Origin of the sequence: Sinorhizobium garamanticum (assembly GCF_029892065.1) — a bacterium.
Lineage (GTDB): Bacteria > Pseudomonadota > Alphaproteobacteria > Rhizobiales > Rhizobiaceae > Sinorhizobium > Sinorhizobium garamanticum.
Genome location: NZ_CP120373.1, coordinates 3,279,298 through 3,295,106, shown reverse-complemented (window position 1 = coordinate 3,295,106; position 15,809 = coordinate 3,279,298). Strand labels below are relative to the sequence as shown.

At 61.7% G+C, this 15,809-nt stretch carries 16 protein-coding genes; 6 read left to right on the top strand and 10 right to left on the bottom strand.

Features of this window, described 5'->3' with window-relative positions:
- Nucleotides 1–64 precede the first annotated feature (64 nt).
- The gene (locus tag PZN02_RS15500) at nucleotides 65–271 is read left to right on the top strand and encodes a hypothetical protein (protein WP_280658839.1); all 207 of its coding nucleotides are present in this window, start codon (nucleotides 65–67) and stop codon (nucleotides 269–271) included.
- A 251-nt stretch (nucleotides 272–522) separates the two neighbouring features.
- Here the strand turns inward: PZN02_RS15500 and PZN02_RS15495 are convergent, their stop codons facing one another.
- From PZN02_RS15495 to PZN02_RS15480, 4 genes are all read right to left on the bottom strand, one after another.
- Nucleotides 523–1,227: a GGDEF domain-containing protein gene (locus PZN02_RS15495; RefSeq protein WP_280658838.1), complete on the bottom strand. Its 705-nt coding sequence runs from the start codon at nucleotides 1,225–1,227 to the stop codon at nucleotides 523–525.
- On the bottom strand, nucleotides 1,220–1,582 hold the full coding sequence (locus tag PZN02_RS15490) for a LytS/YhcK type 5TM receptor domain-containing protein (protein ID WP_280658837.1): 363 nt from the start codon (nucleotides 1,580–1,582) through the stop codon (nucleotides 1,220–1,222). The genes PZN02_RS15495 and PZN02_RS15490 overlap by 8 nt, the downstream gene beginning before the upstream one ends.
- Before the next feature lie 266 nt (nucleotides 1,583–1,848).
- Nucleotides 1,849–2,820, bottom strand: a complete 972-nt coding sequence (gene dmeF, locus PZN02_RS15485; protein WP_280658836.1) for a CDF family Co(II)/Ni(II) efflux transporter DmeF — start codon at nucleotides 2,818–2,820, stop codon at nucleotides 1,849–1,851.
- Nucleotides 2,817–3,107, bottom strand: a complete 291-nt coding sequence (locus PZN02_RS15480) for a metal/formaldehyde-sensitive transcriptional repressor (protein WP_280658835.1) — start codon at nucleotides 3,105–3,107, stop codon at nucleotides 2,817–2,819. The genes dmeF and PZN02_RS15480 overlap by 4 nt, the downstream gene beginning before the upstream one ends.
- Before the next feature lie 440 nt (nucleotides 3,108–3,547).
- Between PZN02_RS15480 and PZN02_RS15475 the strand changes: the two genes are divergently transcribed.
- Complete coding sequence (locus PZN02_RS15475) at nucleotides 3,548–4,552, top strand: GlxA family transcriptional regulator (RefSeq protein ID WP_280658834.1); 1,005 nt, start codon at nucleotides 3,548–3,550, stop codon at nucleotides 4,550–4,552.
- 267 nt (nucleotides 4,553–4,819) lie between these two features.
- On the opposite strand, the gene PZN02_RS15470 is transcribed toward PZN02_RS15475, so the two are convergent.
- Together PZN02_RS15470 and PZN02_RS15465 are read right to left on the bottom strand one after the other, a co-directional pair.
- Nucleotides 4,820–6,112: a diguanylate cyclase gene (locus PZN02_RS15470; protein WP_280658833.1), complete on the bottom strand. Its 1,293-nt coding sequence runs from the start codon at nucleotides 6,110–6,112 to the stop codon at nucleotides 4,820–4,822.
- Nucleotides 6,113–6,515: 403 nt separating this feature from the next.
- Complete coding sequence (locus PZN02_RS15465; protein ID WP_280658832.1) at nucleotides 6,516–7,349, bottom strand: response regulator; 834 nt, start codon at nucleotides 7,347–7,349, stop codon at nucleotides 6,516–6,518.
- A 294-nt stretch (nucleotides 7,350–7,643) separates the two neighbouring features.
- Between PZN02_RS15465 and PZN02_RS15460 the strand changes: the two genes are divergently transcribed.
- The gene (locus PZN02_RS15460; RefSeq protein WP_280658831.1) at nucleotides 7,644–8,486 is read left to right on the top strand and encodes a Hint domain-containing protein; all 843 of its coding nucleotides are present in this window, start codon (nucleotides 7,644–7,646) and stop codon (nucleotides 8,484–8,486) included.
- A gap of 376 nt (nucleotides 8,487–8,862) precedes the next feature.
- Here the strand turns inward: PZN02_RS15460 and PZN02_RS15455 are convergent, their stop codons facing one another.
- Nucleotides 8,863–10,479 carry an SMc04171 family calcium-binding repeat protein gene (locus PZN02_RS15455; protein WP_280658830.1) on the bottom strand — a complete coding sequence of 539 codons (1,617 nt, stop codon included), beginning with the start codon at nucleotides 10,477–10,479 and terminating at the stop codon, nucleotides 8,863–8,865.
- A 289-nt stretch (nucleotides 10,480–10,768) separates the two neighbouring features.
- On the opposite strand from PZN02_RS15455, the gene PZN02_RS15450 reads away from it, so the two are divergent.
- From PZN02_RS15450 to PZN02_RS15440, 3 genes are all read left to right on the top strand, one after another.
- Nucleotides 10,769–12,178, top strand: coding sequence for an adenylate/guanylate cyclase domain-containing protein (locus tag PZN02_RS15450; RefSeq protein ID WP_280658829.1), 1,410 nt, complete (start codon nucleotides 10,769–10,771; stop codon nucleotides 12,176–12,178).
- A gap of 66 nt (nucleotides 12,179–12,244) precedes the next feature.
- Nucleotides 12,245–12,484, top strand: a complete 240-nt coding sequence (locus PZN02_RS15445) for a hypothetical protein (RefSeq protein ID WP_280658828.1) — start codon at nucleotides 12,245–12,247, stop codon at nucleotides 12,482–12,484.
- Nucleotides 12,485–12,621: 137 nt separating this feature from the next.
- Nucleotides 12,622–13,029, top strand: coding sequence for a GFA family protein (locus PZN02_RS15440; RefSeq protein WP_280658827.1), 408 nt, complete (start codon nucleotides 12,622–12,624; stop codon nucleotides 13,027–13,029).
- 111 nt (nucleotides 13,030–13,140) lie between these two features.
- On the opposite strand, the gene PZN02_RS15435 is transcribed toward PZN02_RS15440, so the two are convergent.
- From PZN02_RS15435 to PZN02_RS15425, 3 genes are all read right to left on the bottom strand, one after another.
- Entirely contained in the window at nucleotides 13,141–13,821 is a 681-nt protein-coding gene (locus PZN02_RS15435) for a redoxin domain-containing protein (RefSeq protein WP_280658826.1), read from the bottom strand.
- Between the two features lie 126 nt (nucleotides 13,822–13,947).
- Complete coding sequence (locus PZN02_RS15430; RefSeq protein ID WP_280658825.1) at nucleotides 13,948–15,015, bottom strand: cyclic nucleotide-gated ion channel; 1,068 nt, start codon at nucleotides 15,013–15,015, stop codon at nucleotides 13,948–13,950.
- Nucleotides 15,016–15,194: 179 nt separating this feature from the next.
- Entirely contained in the window at nucleotides 15,195–15,767 is a 573-nt protein-coding gene (locus PZN02_RS15425) for a DinB family protein (protein WP_280658824.1), read from the bottom strand.
- Nucleotides 15,768–15,809 lie beyond the last annotated feature (42 nt).

Sequence of the window (15,809 nt, the reverse complement as noted above, 5' to 3'; positions counted from 1 at the left end):
ATGAGGTTGCGCCATATCTACCATCATGGTCGCGACCTTTTGAGAAGCTCAGAAGGAACCAGAAATGTCTACGAACCAGTTTTCATCGTCATCGAGCCACGGGCTGTCCGCCCTGCCCGGCCTCTTCAACTTGCGCGCCCGCGCCTGGGCCGCCTGGAAGCGGCACCGCAATGAAGTCGTCCTGGAAAGCCTGTCCTACGACACGCTGAAGGATATCGGCTTCCCGTCCGCGGACGACGAGGTGCATGAGGCCCATAAGAGCGAACAATGAGCGCCGACGCCAAATATCCCCCCGCCCGATGTAGGGCAAGACTTGACCTCTGAAGGGCATTCCCTAAACGGAATGCCCTTTTTGTTTGCGGGTGCCGCGGACGACTTTCGGTCATGCAGACGGGCGACGATCTGCGGCCACCCTGATCAGTTTCTCCGGATGGCCGCCGCAAAATCGGCTTCTTTCCTCACATCCATCACGAAGGCCTCGTCCTTAAATCGACTACGTTCAAGGAAACATGCAGCAGGCGCTCAGGCCGCCGGGCTGAACTCCACGCGGTTGCGGCCGCCTTCCTTCGCCCGGTAAAGGGCGATGTCAGCCCGTTTCAGCGCCACAGCAAGGTCGACGATGCCGTGATGCCAGTGCCCGCCGACGCTGGTTGTGATCCTGATTTGCCTGCCTTCGACCTCGACACCTGCTCGCTGGACATTCTGTCGTATACGCTCCGCCAAAAGCCGTGCGTTGCCGAGTTCCGTGTTGGGCAGGAAAACGACGAACTCCTCGCCGCCTATTCTGGCAACGACATCGCTTTGCCGCACCGTCTCGGTCAAAAGGCGTCCCACGGATTGCAGCACGATGTCCCCGACGTCGTGGCCGTTGGCGTCGTTGACGCTCTTGAAATGGTCGAGATCGACCACCAGCAGGGCCGAACCGGTGCGGTTGCGTCCCTGCGTCTGGCGTTCGTAGCGCTCCTGGAAGCTGCGCCGGTTCAGAAGACCGGTCAGCGGATCGGTCTTTGCTTCGTTGCTCAGTCTCGACTCGCGCGCTGCGTGCCGCCGTTCCCTTTCGATGAAACTGCCGAGAACAACCGCGCCCAGGAGATTGAAGCCAGTGCTGAAGAGGCCGACCTCCGTGAGCAGTTTCATTCGCAGATCGGCAGGCAGCAGCACTGTGCCGAGCAGGCTCACGGAAATCATCGCGCCGAGCGCAAGGAAGCTTAGGAAGGTGCTATTCAAGCGCGGTCGCACCGACCGCTCCCACGCAGCTCCCATCAGATAGGCAATCACCATCGATGCCAGGCCCGCCGGCATGGACGCGAGCGATCGCCGTAATGACAAGGGTTGCCGAAGCGCCGAGCGGACCGAAGAAAGCACAAGCGCAGCCGACGATGAGGTTGCGCGCATCGACCAGCACGCCGGAGCCGAGATAGATCGGCTGGAGAACCGCGATCGCCGCCGCACCTCCGAACAGCACGCCCATGACCGCCTTGCGGAGCGTCGCTGACATGCGCCGGCGCAGCAACGAGCCGTAGAAGATGGCCAGCAACGCCATCAGACCCAGACTGTTGAAAAAATGCATCGTACCGTTCACACGCGTCTTCCTTAGAGCGCCTTGGTACGTTCGATAACCTAATGGATGCTTGCGTTCCAGAAGCAACTTGCTGCGACTTCCCGCCACACCTCGACGCAACCCGCGGTCGCGTCGGATAGGCGGCAGCCGCGGCCTGCCACCGTCTACAGCGCCGTACGTCTTTCAGACGCACAGAGGACGCTGTAGCACTTTGAATTGCGCATGTTTTTGTCCTTAAACCGGTTACGATTTAAGGAGACATGAAGTAGCCCGAAGGAGCGCCGAAGTCATGCCGCCAGGCGCTCGACTTCGACCGTCACATGGGAAAGTTCGTGCAGATGCGCGAGCTTGTCGCGATAGAGCGACGGGCTTTGCGGGTTTTTCGTCACCAGCGAGACGATGGCGCCGTGATGACCGGGGCCGAGCTGCCAGACGTGGAGATCAGTGATGCGGTCGCCGTCCTTCTCGATCGCGGCGCGGATTTCCTCAGGCAAGTCCTCGCCGGCCGGAAGGTAATCCAGAAGGACGCTGCCAGCGTCTCGGATCAGGCCGGCCGACCAGCGGGCAATCACCAGGGCGCCGACCACACCCATCAACGGATCGAGCCAGATCCAGCCATAGAGGCTTCCCGCCGTCAGCGCGACGATCGCCAGAACCGAGGTCAACGCATCCGCAAGCACATGCAGATAGGCGGCGCGCAGATTGTTGTCACGGCCGTGGCCAGCCGCTCCGTGCGCATGATCATGATCGTCATGGTGGTGCTGATGATGATGATCGTGACCGTGGTGATGATGGGAGTGGTCATCGCGCAGCAGCCAGGCGCTGACGAGATTGACGGCGAGGCCGAGCACGGCGACGGAAATCGCCTGCGGGAAGCTGATCGCAACCGGGTTCAGCAGGCGGAGAAGGCTTTCCCAGCCGATCAACAGCGCGATTAGCGCCAGCACGATCGCGCTCGCAAAGCCGGCGAGATCGCCGAGTTTGCCGGTGCCGAAGGTGAAACGCCGGTTGCGGGCGTTACGTCGGGCGTAAAGATAGGCGAACGCCGCAATCAGCATGGCGGCGGCATGCGTCGACATATGCCAACCATCGGCGACGAGGGCCATCGAGCCGTAATACGTGCCCGCCGCGATTTCCGCCACCATCATCGCCGCCGTCAGCGCAATGACGAACCAGGTGCGACGCTCGTTGCGCTGGTGATTGTCGCCGAGAAAGACATGATCGTGCCCGTTCGAAGCGGAAGCGTGGGTCTTGCTCATTTCAGGTATCTCCTGACGACTTCGATCAGCTCGTCGGCGCCCTGCTCGCGGGCACGCTGTTCCTGCTCAAGATCGTCGCCCGTCCCCGGGGCGGCAACGTGCTCGCGAATATGATCCTCGATCAGCTCGACTGTGAGGCCTTGGACGGCGCCGCGCACGGAGGCCACCAGATTGAGAACTTCGCCACAGGGCCGCTCGGCCTCGAGCGCACGTTCGATCGCCTCCATCTGCCCCTTGAGGCGACGGACGCGGGCGAGCAGTTTGGCTTGGTTTCGGATCGTGTGCATAGTATAGGGGAGTACCCTATATCGGCGTGACAAGCAAGCGTTCCGGAAGCGGAAGTGCAGCCGAGCAAGGGCGGCTTGGCTTATCTCCGGAAGCCCGAAGAATGTGATCCAACTTTGGAGACCACATGAGCCTTGTCAGATACCGACACCGCCAACACCTCCTCCGAGGAGGTCGCAATCAACAATACCGCAACCAGGAGAGGCAGGCGCAGCGCCACTCATCCTACGCGTCTTTTTGCCAGATTGCGCCAAACGCGCCGGACATTCTGTCGCTTTTCCACAAACTTGCCGGAACGCCGCCCAAAATGGCCGGATTGCCGCCATGTCGCAATGAGAAATATCTTCCCAGTCGCGGCTTTCCATGTCAGTGTCGCAAATTGACAAGCCGAGAGACCCATTCCACGCGACGAATATGTGCAGCGTAGAGCCTGGGAGGACTCATGAACAAACCGTTGACCAAAAAGCGTTCGCTCGTTTTCTTTCTGGTGCCGAACTTTTCCATGCTGCCCTTCTCGGCGGCGATCGAAACGCTCCGCATCGCCAACCGGATGCTCGGTTACGACGCCTATACATGGCGCCTCGCCTCGACCGATGGTCAGAAGGTCTTCTCGTCCGCCGGCATCGCGCTCGAAGTCAACACATCGCTTGCCGACGAGCGCAAGTTCCTCGCCGGAGAGAACCGCCCCTCGATGGTGCTCGTCTGTTCCGGCATCTATGTGGAGGACTTCCAGAACAAGTCGGTCAATGCCTGGCTGCGCGAGGTCTATAACCGCGGCGTCGCCGTCGGCAGCCTCTGCACCGGCGCCCATGTGCTGGCGTCCGCCGGGCTCTTGACCGGCAAGCGCTGCGCCATCCACTGGGAAAACCTGCCCGGTTTCTCCGAAAGCTTCCCGCAGGCCGATGTCTATGCCGACCTCTATGAAATCGACAGCAACATCTATACCTGCGCCGGCGGCACGGCCTCGCTCGACATGATGCTGAACCTCATCGACCAGGATTTCGGCGAGAACCTCGTCAACCGGGTCTGCGAACAGGCGCTGACCGACCGGGTGCGCGGGCCGCATGACCGCCAGCGCCTGCCGCTCCGCGCCCGCCTCGGTGTGCAGAACTCGAAGGTTCTGTCGATCATCGAACTGATGGAGAGCAATCTCGCCGAGCCGCTGTCGCTGCTCGAGATCGCCGAGAACGCCGACCTTTCGCGCCGCCAGATCGAGCGCCTTTTCCGCCAGGAAATGGGCCGTTCGCCGGCGCGCTACTATCTCGAGATCAGGCTCGACCGCGCCCGTCACTTGCTGATCCAGTCGTCGATGCCGGTGGTGGAAGTGGCCGTCGCCTGCGGCTTCGTCTCGGCCTCGCACTTCTCCAAGTGCTATCGCGAACTCTACAATCGCTCGCCCCAGCAGGAACGCGCCGAGCGCAAGCTGACGCTGCAGATGGCGCGGTAAATTTCCTGCACAGCAGCCCGATCTCGCAGGGCCGCCTGCGGCCTTCCTTTCGGCGATCTCTTCCGGCATGACGAGATCGCCGTAATACGTTGAAATGTTTGCAAGTGCCATCTTGTTTATGAAGCCAGAGTTGATCACGGCGCAGACGCGCCGTGGAAGACTCTTCGGGCATGTCAAACCGAATCATGACGATCTTCGGCTTGTTTCAACCTGCATTGAAACGATGCGTTCCAGTCGGAAGCCGGTAGGCACCTTTTCGGGGAGGCGCTACGACGCCAGCGCGTCGAGCAGCGTCAATTCCGACATTACCCGGTTTCGCCCGGCATGTTTTGCCATGTAGAGGAACTGATCGGCCGCGTGCAGGTAATTGTCGAAGGCTTCCTGGGCCTCGATGGTCGCAAGGCCGATCGAGATTGTGATCGTCAGTTCCTCGTCGTCCGCGACGATTTTCGACCTTTCCAGTTCGAGCCGCAGCCGCTCGCAGAAGTCATAGGCGCGGCGCGAGTCCAGCCCGTTGAAGAGAATGCCGAATTCCTCGCCGCCGAGGCGCGCCAGCAGATGCTCCTCTCCGACAATTGACTTCAGACGCCGTGCCACGTGTTTCAGCACGATGTCGCCGATCTCGTGACCATAGGTGTCGTTGAGGCGCTTGAAATGGTCGATGTCGAGGACGGCAATAGCGGTGCTCTCACCGCGCCTCAGGCATTGCTCAACGAGCCGTGGGCCGGTGAGGAAGAAGTGGCGACGATTGTAGATGTTCGTCAGATAGTCGCTTGCCGCGAGGCGGCGCAGCGCCAGCAAGCGCTTCTGCATGGCGGCCGCCTGCCCCACCCGTGCGCTGAATTCCGCCTCGAGGAATGGCTTGCGGATGAAGTCCGCCCCGCCCGCCTCCAGGAAACGCGCTGCCAGACGGGCGTCGCCGTGATCCGAGAGGCCGATGACCGGCGCGGCCTCCTCGCCCTGGCGGCTGCGGATCTCGGCGATCAGCGCCACGCCCGTCATGTCTTCGAGCTCGGTATCCGTGACGATCAGATCGACCGCCTCGCCCGCGTCGAGCAGTCGCAAGGCTTCGCCAGCCGCCGACGCCTCGACGATCGAGAAGCGCTGCTGGCGCAAAAGACTGGCGAGATCGTAGCGCGACGCCTTGTTAGGATCGACGAGCAGCACCGTCGTCCGGCCCTCGGTCAGCGCCCGGTCGACGGCGGCGATCAGGCGCTCGATCGATTGCGGTTCGTGCTTGACGATGCAGCCCAACACGTCCTTGCCGAGGATTTGCTCGCGCGTCCCGTCGTTGAAGGCGGCGGTAAAAACGATCGCCGGTATGTTGCTAGCGAGAACGAAATCGAGCGCCTCGCAGTTCGGCGCGTCGGGCAGGTTGAGGTCGACCACTGCCAGGGAGAATTCGTCAGGGCCGGCGGCTAGCTCCGCCTTCACCGCTTCGAAGGTTCCGCAATGCGTTACCCGTGTGCCGAGCATGCTTTCCAGCCCAAACTTCAACGCCGTCGCGAACATGCGCGAATCCTCGACGAGCAGCAGCCGCTTGTCGCGATGCTTCTGCACGCTGTTCGCCTGCCCCGACGTGCGACGTAGTCTCACGGTCCCAGCAACCCCACCCCTACAGAACCCGTATCTCGCCCCCAAGATGCCGGATAACTGCAACCAAATGAATTCATGCACGATTCCTGGTTTCGGCGCTTGAATCGTCTCCGACTCAAGCAATCATTCAGTGATTCATGCACTGGCCGCAGGCGTGCTTCCCGAGAATGACGCTGGCCAAAAACAATTGCCCGGTACACGCTCATCTGCCGAGTTGCCATTCGACAGGATCCGCCACCGGGCTTCCCCATTTCTTTATTTGTACGGATTGAAAGGCCTGCCGGTTGCGATTCCGTTAACACAGCAACCGGCAGTGCCGAAATCCACAGCACGCAAGCCTGCCGCGAGACCTGAAAGGAGTACGGCGTCAAGCCGGGATTTTCATCTTCCCGCTCAAGGTGCGGATCTTTGTCAGCGTGTCGAGGTTCTGGTTGACGCGGCAGTAGAATTCTTCGTTGACGAAGGGACGCACGACAAAATCGTTGCCGCCGGCCTTGAGGAAACGCGCGGAAAGCAGGCGGTTCGTCGAGGACGAGACGCCGATGATGCGCAACTGATGCGGGCCATGAGCCGCCCGGATGCGGCGCGTCAGCTCGAAACCGTCGATATCCGGCATGTTGTAGTCGGTGATGACGAGCGCGATGTCAGGGTTGTTCTTCAGGATTTCGAGCGCTGCGGCGCCGCTCTCGGCCGAGCTTGTGCGGAAATTGTAACGTTTGAGCTGCGTCGTCAAAAGCGCCCGCGCCGTCGGGCTGTCGTCGACGATCAGCACGTGATGTTTCTGGTTGGTCAGGAAGCGGCAGACAGACTCCGCAAGCATGTCGACGGCGAAGACGCTGTCCTTGATGACGTAATCGACGATGTCCTTGGCAAGGATCGCCTCGCGCGTCTTCTCCTGAAATGAGCCGGTGAAGACGATCGTCGGCACGCTCATGTCGATCAGATAGTTCAGTGCCTCGCCGTTTTCGGCGCCGGGCAGATTGATGTTGGAGATCGCGAGCGAAGCCGGAAAGGAAGCGTTCTCGACGGCGAACTGCAGGTCCTCGTAGTCGCGGCAGACAATCACGTCAATGTCGAACAACTCCTTCAGCCGCTTCGAAACCATCGAGGCAAAGAGGTTTGAGTCCTCGGCAAGCACGATGCGGTGTTCGCCGAGGGATTCGCCGGAATAGTACATTCCGGAAACGCCGAAAAATGACATTGATCGCCTTTGAGAAAGAGTGTCCGCGAGACGCATGCTAGGGGGAAAACACTTATCGCGTGTTAATGTCGATCGGTCCTACGCAACCTTTGCACGTCTGATAAGACGCGCAGCGCTGTAGTTCCAGCAATCCCGCTCGCCAAAAGTATGAGCCACCTCCACCTTCGTGGCAGTGAGTACGACCGTTGCCGTATGCACCAGAACGAATATCCGAATTTTCTCATTGGATATTCTGCGTCAGGATAAGCTGCGGTCGTTCTCGGGAACCGTGTGTTGGAAAGTCGGGAGAGAACCATGTCGTCAGCCAGAGAGCAGCGCCCGCAGCTCAATCGGGCAAGACGTCACTTCCTCGGCGTAGCCGCCGCGACAGGCGCCAGAATTGCGGCAATGGGCACGTTTGCCGCGACGACGTTCTTCCCGTCTTCAACAGCCCATGCCCAAGCGGCAAAACCGGGAAACGGACCGAAACCCGGCAAAGGGCCGGGGAACAGCCCCGGTCAAGGCCCGAAATGTCTTCTCCGCGGCACTTCGATCATGACGCCGAGCGGCGGGGCCCGGATCGAGGAACTTCGGATCGGCGATCTTGTCGAGACCGTGCGGGGCGAAGCCCGCGCGATCAAATGGATCGGCCGCCATCTCTACCGGCTGAGCGGGTCCAGCTGGAGTGACAGTGTCGTGCCGATCCGCATCTGCCAGCATGCCCTCGATGAGCATACGCCGCATCGGGATCTCTACCTCTCGGCCGGCCACGCCCTGTTCATCGATGGCGTCCTCATCAGAGTGCAAGATCTCATCAATGGGACGTCGATAGCGCCCGCCCCTCCTGCGGACGAGCGCGAGATCGAGTATTTCCATATCGCCCTCGACACGCATGAGGTGATACTGGCGGAGGGCGCCCCCGTCGAAACTCTCCTTCTCGAGGCCGGCACCCACGAGGGTTTCACGAACTTCGCGGAATTCGCGCGGCTCTATCCCGGGCCGCAGCCTCAGATGACGCCCTTTGCGCCGTTCGTCGGCTATGGCGGGCGCGTGCATCTGAAGGCGCTGCTGCGCCTCGCAGCAGGCCGCTGGATACGCGTGCCGACAGAGGAGGCCTATGAGAGAATTGCCGCACGCGCCGAGCAACTTCCCGGCTGATTGGACGCGCGGTACTCTCCGACTGCGATTTTCCGCGCCCTCTCCTCTAGAGCCCTTCAGGGTTAAATGGAAACAGTTCTGTTGGCTCAAACGGAGTCGGATGGTCGACCGGCCGGCGCGCGGCGTAGCCAAAGCATACGTCCAAGCCGGCCGGTCGATCAGGCGGCCCGTTTCAGCCGACCCGAAGGGCCGGGCATCTTTCCGCCAGGCTCAGAGGCGATCGGCTCGGACGTACATCCGGGTACGCCCCTTCGCCAATCGCCTCTGAGCCTGACGAAAACCTGCTCCGGCAGAACTGCTTCCATTTAACCCTGAAGGGCTCTAACTCCTCGAATGATCATGATCGTGGGTCAGGTCGACCCACGATCATCGCCATCTAGGCGAATACAACGTCGTCCGCCGAGAGGTCTGACAGCGAAACGTTGTCGAGGAGGAGTCCAAACGTGCTGGATCCATTGAAGGCGATGTAGAGTCCGTCGCCCGTCTCTGTCGCCGCCGCAACGAGGTCGGCGAAGCTGTCGATCCCCGTGGCCGCAGATGCGTGGCCGATGAACCGCAGCACGTCGCCGCCGTCTGCGTCGAAGTCGGTGATATGGTCGACGCCGGTGCCGGATGACGTATCAGACGACCACAGGAAGCCATCCGCGCCGGCACCGCCCGTCATCACGTCGTTACCGACACCGCCCCAAAGCACGTCGTTGCCCGCCCCGCCGTCGAGGCGATCGTTACCGCCGTTGCCCGTGAGGTTGTCGTTGCCTGCGAGGGTGCGGATCGTATCATCGCCCGCGCCGCCCGCCACCTTGAACGTCTCGATGCCGCTGAAAGACAGCGTCGTGCCGAGCATGCCCGTCGCGGCATCGAAATTGGTCACGCCTGGGAGTGGCGCGGTGATGTGGAGCGTATCGCTTCCGTCTCCGCCATTGATGATGCCGGCGGGCGAATGCACCAGGATCAGGTCGTCGCCCGCGCCGCCGTCGATGATCGTGTCGCCGTCGTCAAAACTCGTCCCCGAGTCGTGGATCTCGTCGTTGCCGGCGCCGCCCATCAGCACATCGTTGCCGCCGACGCTGACCAGGACGTCATCGCCCATGCCGCCATAGAGAGCGTCGTCACCGCTTCCGGACGCGAGGTTGTCCCTGCCGCTGCTGCCTTCGACGTAGTTGTCGCCCTCGCCGAGATGGGCGTAGAGGGAGAAGAGATTTCCGCCGATCACCGTGTCGTTGCCGCTGCCGAGATGGACGCTGGCAACCTCGATGCCGCTGATAAGGGTGCCGGTCGAGGCAAAGCCCTGCGCGAAATCGACAGTCAGATCCTCGGTCCTCCCCTCATCGAACAAGGAGAGCTTGTCCCAGCCTTCCCCGCCGTCGATCACGGAGGAAGTCAGTGTGGTGGTAATTATGTCGCTGTGGTTGCCGGCGAAGATGCGGTTCGCGCCGCTCCTGTCGACAATGATGTCCCCGCCGTCGCCAGTGTCGAGCGTGTCGTCGCCCAGCATGCTGGTGCCGTCGTCGCCGTCGGTGCCGTAAGGGCCGATGATGTCGTCTCCGGCACCGGTCGAGATGACGTCGTCGGTCGCCGCGCCGAAGATCCGGTCGTCGCCGCTGCCGGTCGTCAGCACGAGCCGCTCGATTCGGTTGAAGAAGATGTGTTCCCAGGTCGATGTGTCGTAGCCGATGATGCCATGACCGTGTTCGCCGCTAAACCTGACGGCGGTATTGACGTTGGAAAGGTCGATCGCGAGCGTATCGAAGCCGACACCGCCGGTGATCGCGCCGCCGGTGCCGATCAGGGCGATCTGGTCGTCACCCTCGCCACCATCGAGGCGGTCGTAGCCGTCCCGGCTCGTCAGGCGATCGTCTCCCGCGCCACCGTCGACCAGATCGTCACCCTCCCCTGCATCGATCTCGTCGGCCCCGATGAGGCCCCAGATGCGATCTTTCTCGTCAGTTCCTAGTAACGCGTCGTTTCCGACAGTGCCCACAATAGTGGCCATGTTGCGCTCTCCCAGCCCAAAAATATAACCGCGACAGCTCATTACTGTATTTTTAATTGAAACGCTATCAATAATTGAGAAATACCATCAAAAGACAACGCAATAATTACTTTACTTCAAAATTACAATTAGTATAACCAAATATATACTTTTCGAACCACGCAGCACCGTCGCGCTCCGCACGCAAGGCGGCGTGGAAGACAAGCGTTGTGGGTCGCTTTTCGCCGAAGTCTGCTAGGCGCCGATCAAATCCCCTGACCACGCGGCGGATTCCGTATAGAATAGCGCGATGAATGAAGCCCAGACTCTATTCGATGCGCTGCGCCAATCGGTGAAGCCGGAAATTGTCGATGCCTTCGAGCGGTTCGTACGGGATGCTCCGGACCGCAAGCTCTGCCGCATCAACGCGCTTGCCTTCGCAAAGGCCGAAGGGCTCGACGAGGAGCAGACGATCGCCGGCTTCCTGCATGCCTCCCATCACGGCATCTTCGAATTGTCATGGAATGTGCTCTGCCCAGGCTGCGGCGGGGTGCTCGACGCCAATACCTCGCTCAAGTCCCTGCAGCGGGAGGAATATACCTGCGCGCTCTGTGCCGCCGGCTACGAGCCGACGCTCGACGAAATGGTCGAGGTGACCTTCACTGTGAGCCCGCGGGTGCGCCACATCGAGGCGCACAACCCGCACGCATTGCCGCCGGCCGAGTATTTCCGCCAGATCTACTGGGGCTCGGGCGTCGACCTGCCTGACGAAGGCTTTGAGGAGAAGGTCGACGAGTTCATGATCGAGGCGCTGGAATTGCCGCCAGGCGAGAAGGCAGTCATCGCGCTGCAGCTTCCAGCGGAGTTCGTCATCATCTTCGAGCCGGTGACGCATGCGGCGCAGTTCCTCGAGGTGGCTGGAGAGCCGACCAAGGAGCGAAGGAACCTCGCTCTCGTCTTCGACCGCGGCCATCGCCACAACGAGACCTTGCGCCTCCAGCCGGGACCGCTGAGGATCCAGGTGGAAAACCACGCGGAAGTCCGCACGCTGCCCTCGGTCTGCATCGCGAACGACGCGCTCCATGGCATGCTCGGCCGCCGCCGGCCGTTCCTGACGGCCAAGCGCCTGCTTTCCAACCAGACGTTCCGCGACCTCTACCGCACCGACACGATCGACGTCGACCAGCGGCTGAAGATCACCAGCCTCACCTTCCTCTTCACGGATCTGCGGGGCTCGACCGAGCTTTACGAGCGCGTCGGCGACCTTGCGGCCTTCGATCTGGTCAAGACCCATTTCAGCGTCCTGAACGAGATCGTCGCGACCGAGGCCGGCGCCGTCGTCAAGACGATCGGCGACGCGGTGATGGCGACCTTCCCGACGCCGGACCGGGCGGTCGCCGCCGCGATGCGGATGCGCGATGCGATGCGCGAACTCAACGAAGAACGCGGCAGCGAGGACCTGCTCCTGAAGATCGGCATCCACGAGGGGCCATGCATCGCCGTCAACCTCAACGAGCGCCAGGACTATTTCGGCCAGACCGTTAACATCGCCTCGCGCGTCCAGCACCTCGCCACCTCGCGCGAAATCTTCGCCACGGGTTCGGTGGTGGAGGACCCGCGTGCCTCCAGCCTCCTCAGCGATCGCGGACTAAATCCCATGTCGCACAATGTCACGCTTCGCGGCATCACCAACGAGATCAGCATTTTCGCGATCCCGTGAACGGGCGCTGTTCATCACCAATTCAGGCGCGGTGGCTGAATATTGCGGCGATGGAAGGAGAGCGACATGCGCATAGAGCTTATCCTGCTTGCTGCTCTGGCGATAACTGCCGGCACAGCGGTGGCCGGGAGCCAATCGTCGAATTCAAGTTCGAACACTTCGTCCAACAACGGCATCGTCAACGAGCGGGTCGTTGAAACCTACTGCGAAGATGGCCGTTGTCGGCGCTACCTTCTGCACCGGGTATATCGCGACGACCAAGGCGGGCGACGCTATCTCGAACACTACTATGATGACGATGATTGAGATCACGGCCTAACCACGGCCCACTACAGCGCCGCGCGTCTTTATCAGAGGCACAAAGAACGCTGCAGCACCTTGAATTGCTGCATGTTTTTATCGTTAGATCGGCTACGATGTAAGGAACATGCACGAGGTACACCATGCGTTCCCGGACAGCGTCATGCTCCTGCGGCCAGTTGCGAATCGAAGTCCGGGGCGAACCACTGGGCGTTGGGGTTTGCCACTGCTTCGCCTGCCAGCGCCGAACGGGCAGCGTCTTTGCGGCCCTCGCCGCCTTTGCCGCCCCCTACGAGGTCACCGGCACCGCAACCGAATACATGCGCACTGGCGATCAGGGTGCGCGGTTCAGGTTCCGCTTCTGCCCCGTCTGCGGGACGAACCTCTTCCACACCGAGGAAGGCTACGAAGAATCCTCGGTGGCGGTCGCCGTCGGCGCCTTCGCCGACCCCAGTTTTCCGCCACCCGAAGATTCGGTCTATGACTGCCGCCGTCATTCCTGGGTACAGCTGCCGCCGGGGATAAGAACCTACGAAAAGGATCCGACTTAGATCATTTCATTTGTTTCATTGAAATGATCTAACTCTTTGAAACGCCGCAATTCCGGACGGAAAACCGTTACACACTTTTCCTGGAATTGCTCTAAGCACGCGCCGTAAAGGTCAGTGTCCGAGATTGTCGGCGGCAGCGATGATCTCGGCCGCGGTCGGGAAGGTGCAGAGACCTTCCGGCCCCTCGCGTGCCTCGAGCTGCGCCCAGCGGATGATACCGGCGGCGTCGACCAGGAAATGTCCGACAAGCTGCGTGCCGTGCTTTGCAAAGATCGCATTGTCGGTCTCGTCCGGCTCGAACCCATCCTTGGCGTTGAGTACGCGGTTCGCTTCCATCGGCTGCAACGGCTGCGGCAGTTCGCCGGTCGGATTGATGCGCGCCGCTTGGAACTGCTCGACCTTCACTCGATGGGGCCATTCCGCCGCTTCGTCGCTGCCATCGGCCAGGAACTCGGCCCGGGGCACTCCGAAGGCCCGGTGCGTGCGGCAGTCCGGATCGGAAAGAATGGTTACCGACGTCGGCTGGTAACGATCATAGAGGCGGGCGCGCTCGACCGGCGTGTTGATCACGGCGAGCGTCTCCACTCCCGTGGCGTGAAGCACAGGCTGGACGCGGGCAAGCTGCTTCACCTGACGCCGACAGAACGGGCAGTGCAGCCCGCGAAAGAAACCTATCAGGAACGGGCGACCGCGAAGGCTGTCGAGGGAGACCATCCCCTCGGCGTTGGCCGCTGGAAGAGCGAAGGCGGGCGCCGGATCGCCGGGCTGCAGCGGACCTGTCGGTTCTCCCATCGGATCGTTCCCCTCTCCTACCTGGACGGCGATTGACGGTAGCACGTGTCGCGGGACCGTGCAGCGCCGATTATCGACCGCGCAGACATGCGGCCGGGCATGCAGCCTTGACGAGGCCTTGCCCCCTCAAGCCCTCGGCGTCGCGCCGCGCCGTTCGAGGGCGGTCTTGCGGATGATGTCGGCGATGTCGGGGTTGCTGGCGGACAGCATCTGGAAGTCCTCCGCGTGCAGCGACAACAGCGAAACCTCGGTCGAGGCGCTGACGGTCGCCGAGCGGGGCTCGCCGCTTATCAGCGCTATCTCGCCGAAGAAGCTGCCGGGACCGAGCTCGATCGGGTCCGGCGTCGCGACGCAGACACGGCCCTCGACGATGAAGTACATCTGGTCGCCCGCCTCGCCCTTGCGGCAGATCACGGCGCCGGCCGGCACCAGGCGCGGCCTCAGCGCTCTGACGATCTCGACGAGCGCGGACGAGCCGAGGTTCTGGAATAGCGGCACGGCAGCAACCAGTTGCCAATTGCGCACGAAGTCCTGGCGGCGGATTTCCGCATAGAATCCGGTCGCAAGGAGGCCGGCCCAGAGCGCGAAGATGCCGATGCCGCACATCATGACCAGCCCGGCCAGCACGCGGCCGGCGAAGCTCTGCGGAATCTCGTCGCCATAGCCGGTCGTCGACAGCGTGACGACGGCCCACCACATCGCCTGCGGGATGCTGCCGAATTTATCCGGCTGGACGTCGCGTTCGATGAGATAGCCCGCGAGCGCGGCAGCGAACAGCACGAGGCCGAAGACCGATGTGACGCCGATCAGGTTGCGCGCCTCGTTGCTAATCACCCTGCCGATCAGCCGGAAGAACGTGGAATTTCGTAGCGGCTTCAACAGCCAGATGGCGCAGAAGAGGTCCTGATCACGCGTGGAGGCAAACAGGAAGCCGGCAAGAGGCACCAGAACGGCGAGCACATCGATGGTGATCGCCGGCATGCTGTCCTGCGGACCTTTCGCGCGCCGAACGATCAGCGTCTCGACCAGTTGCAGGAGATAGACACCCCAGATCGCCACGAGCAAGAGCTGCAACCCGAGCCTCATCCGCCCGGTGATATCCGGTGTGGTGAGGACGGCGACCGCCACCAGCCCAAGCGCTGCGATCAGCCCGTTGAACGGCGCGGAAATCTTCGAGAAAGGCCGTGCCGACATAAATGCCCCCGAGCGGCGAACGACTTTCCTGCTGCAGGTGTCCTTAAATCGTAACCGATTTAAGGACAAAAAAATGCAGCAATTCAAAGTGCTACAGCGTCCTTTGCGCATCTGATAAGACGCGCGGCGCTGTAGAATAGGACGCCCTGAGACCGAGCGCAAAGGGTAGATCGACTGCCCTATCGCGTGAGCCGCGCTTCGGTCCAGCCCAATGCCTTGAGGTCTTCGACGCGCGCCTCGCCATTGTCGGCGAGGATGAATTCGTCGATCTGCGGCGGCGGAACACTCGTTCCCGAAAGCATCGAGTGGATCTGGCCGCGGTGGTGCTGGCCGTGCATGAAAACGTGAAGCAGCGTATCGGCGACAGTTTCAGTAAGTGTCCTCTCCGGCCAGTGAATGCTGATCTTGCATGAAAGCGCCTCTGCCGTCAGGCTCTCGCTGAAATCGACCAGCCATTCGTCGACCTCTGCCCGTTCGATAGCGAATTCGGCCGCCGTGGCGCGGCTCCCCGGCGGCCTCGCCAGGCCGGGCCATTCGCCGCGCAGCGTGTCGATGTAATAGCGATCGGCATTCAGAAGATGGACCATCGTCTCCTTGAGCGAGGGGAAGAAAGACGTTCGTGGAGCCTCCCATTCACCGGGACGAAGCGCCATGCAGGCGCGATCCAGCCGCGCATTGGCAAGGCGAGCATTGCGCGCGAGCTGGCGGTAGGGCCGGCATATCAAATCCTGCGGAAGGTTCATGCTGCACATAGTGAGATGATTGCGACGGCGCGTCCAGCCGACAATTGCTGT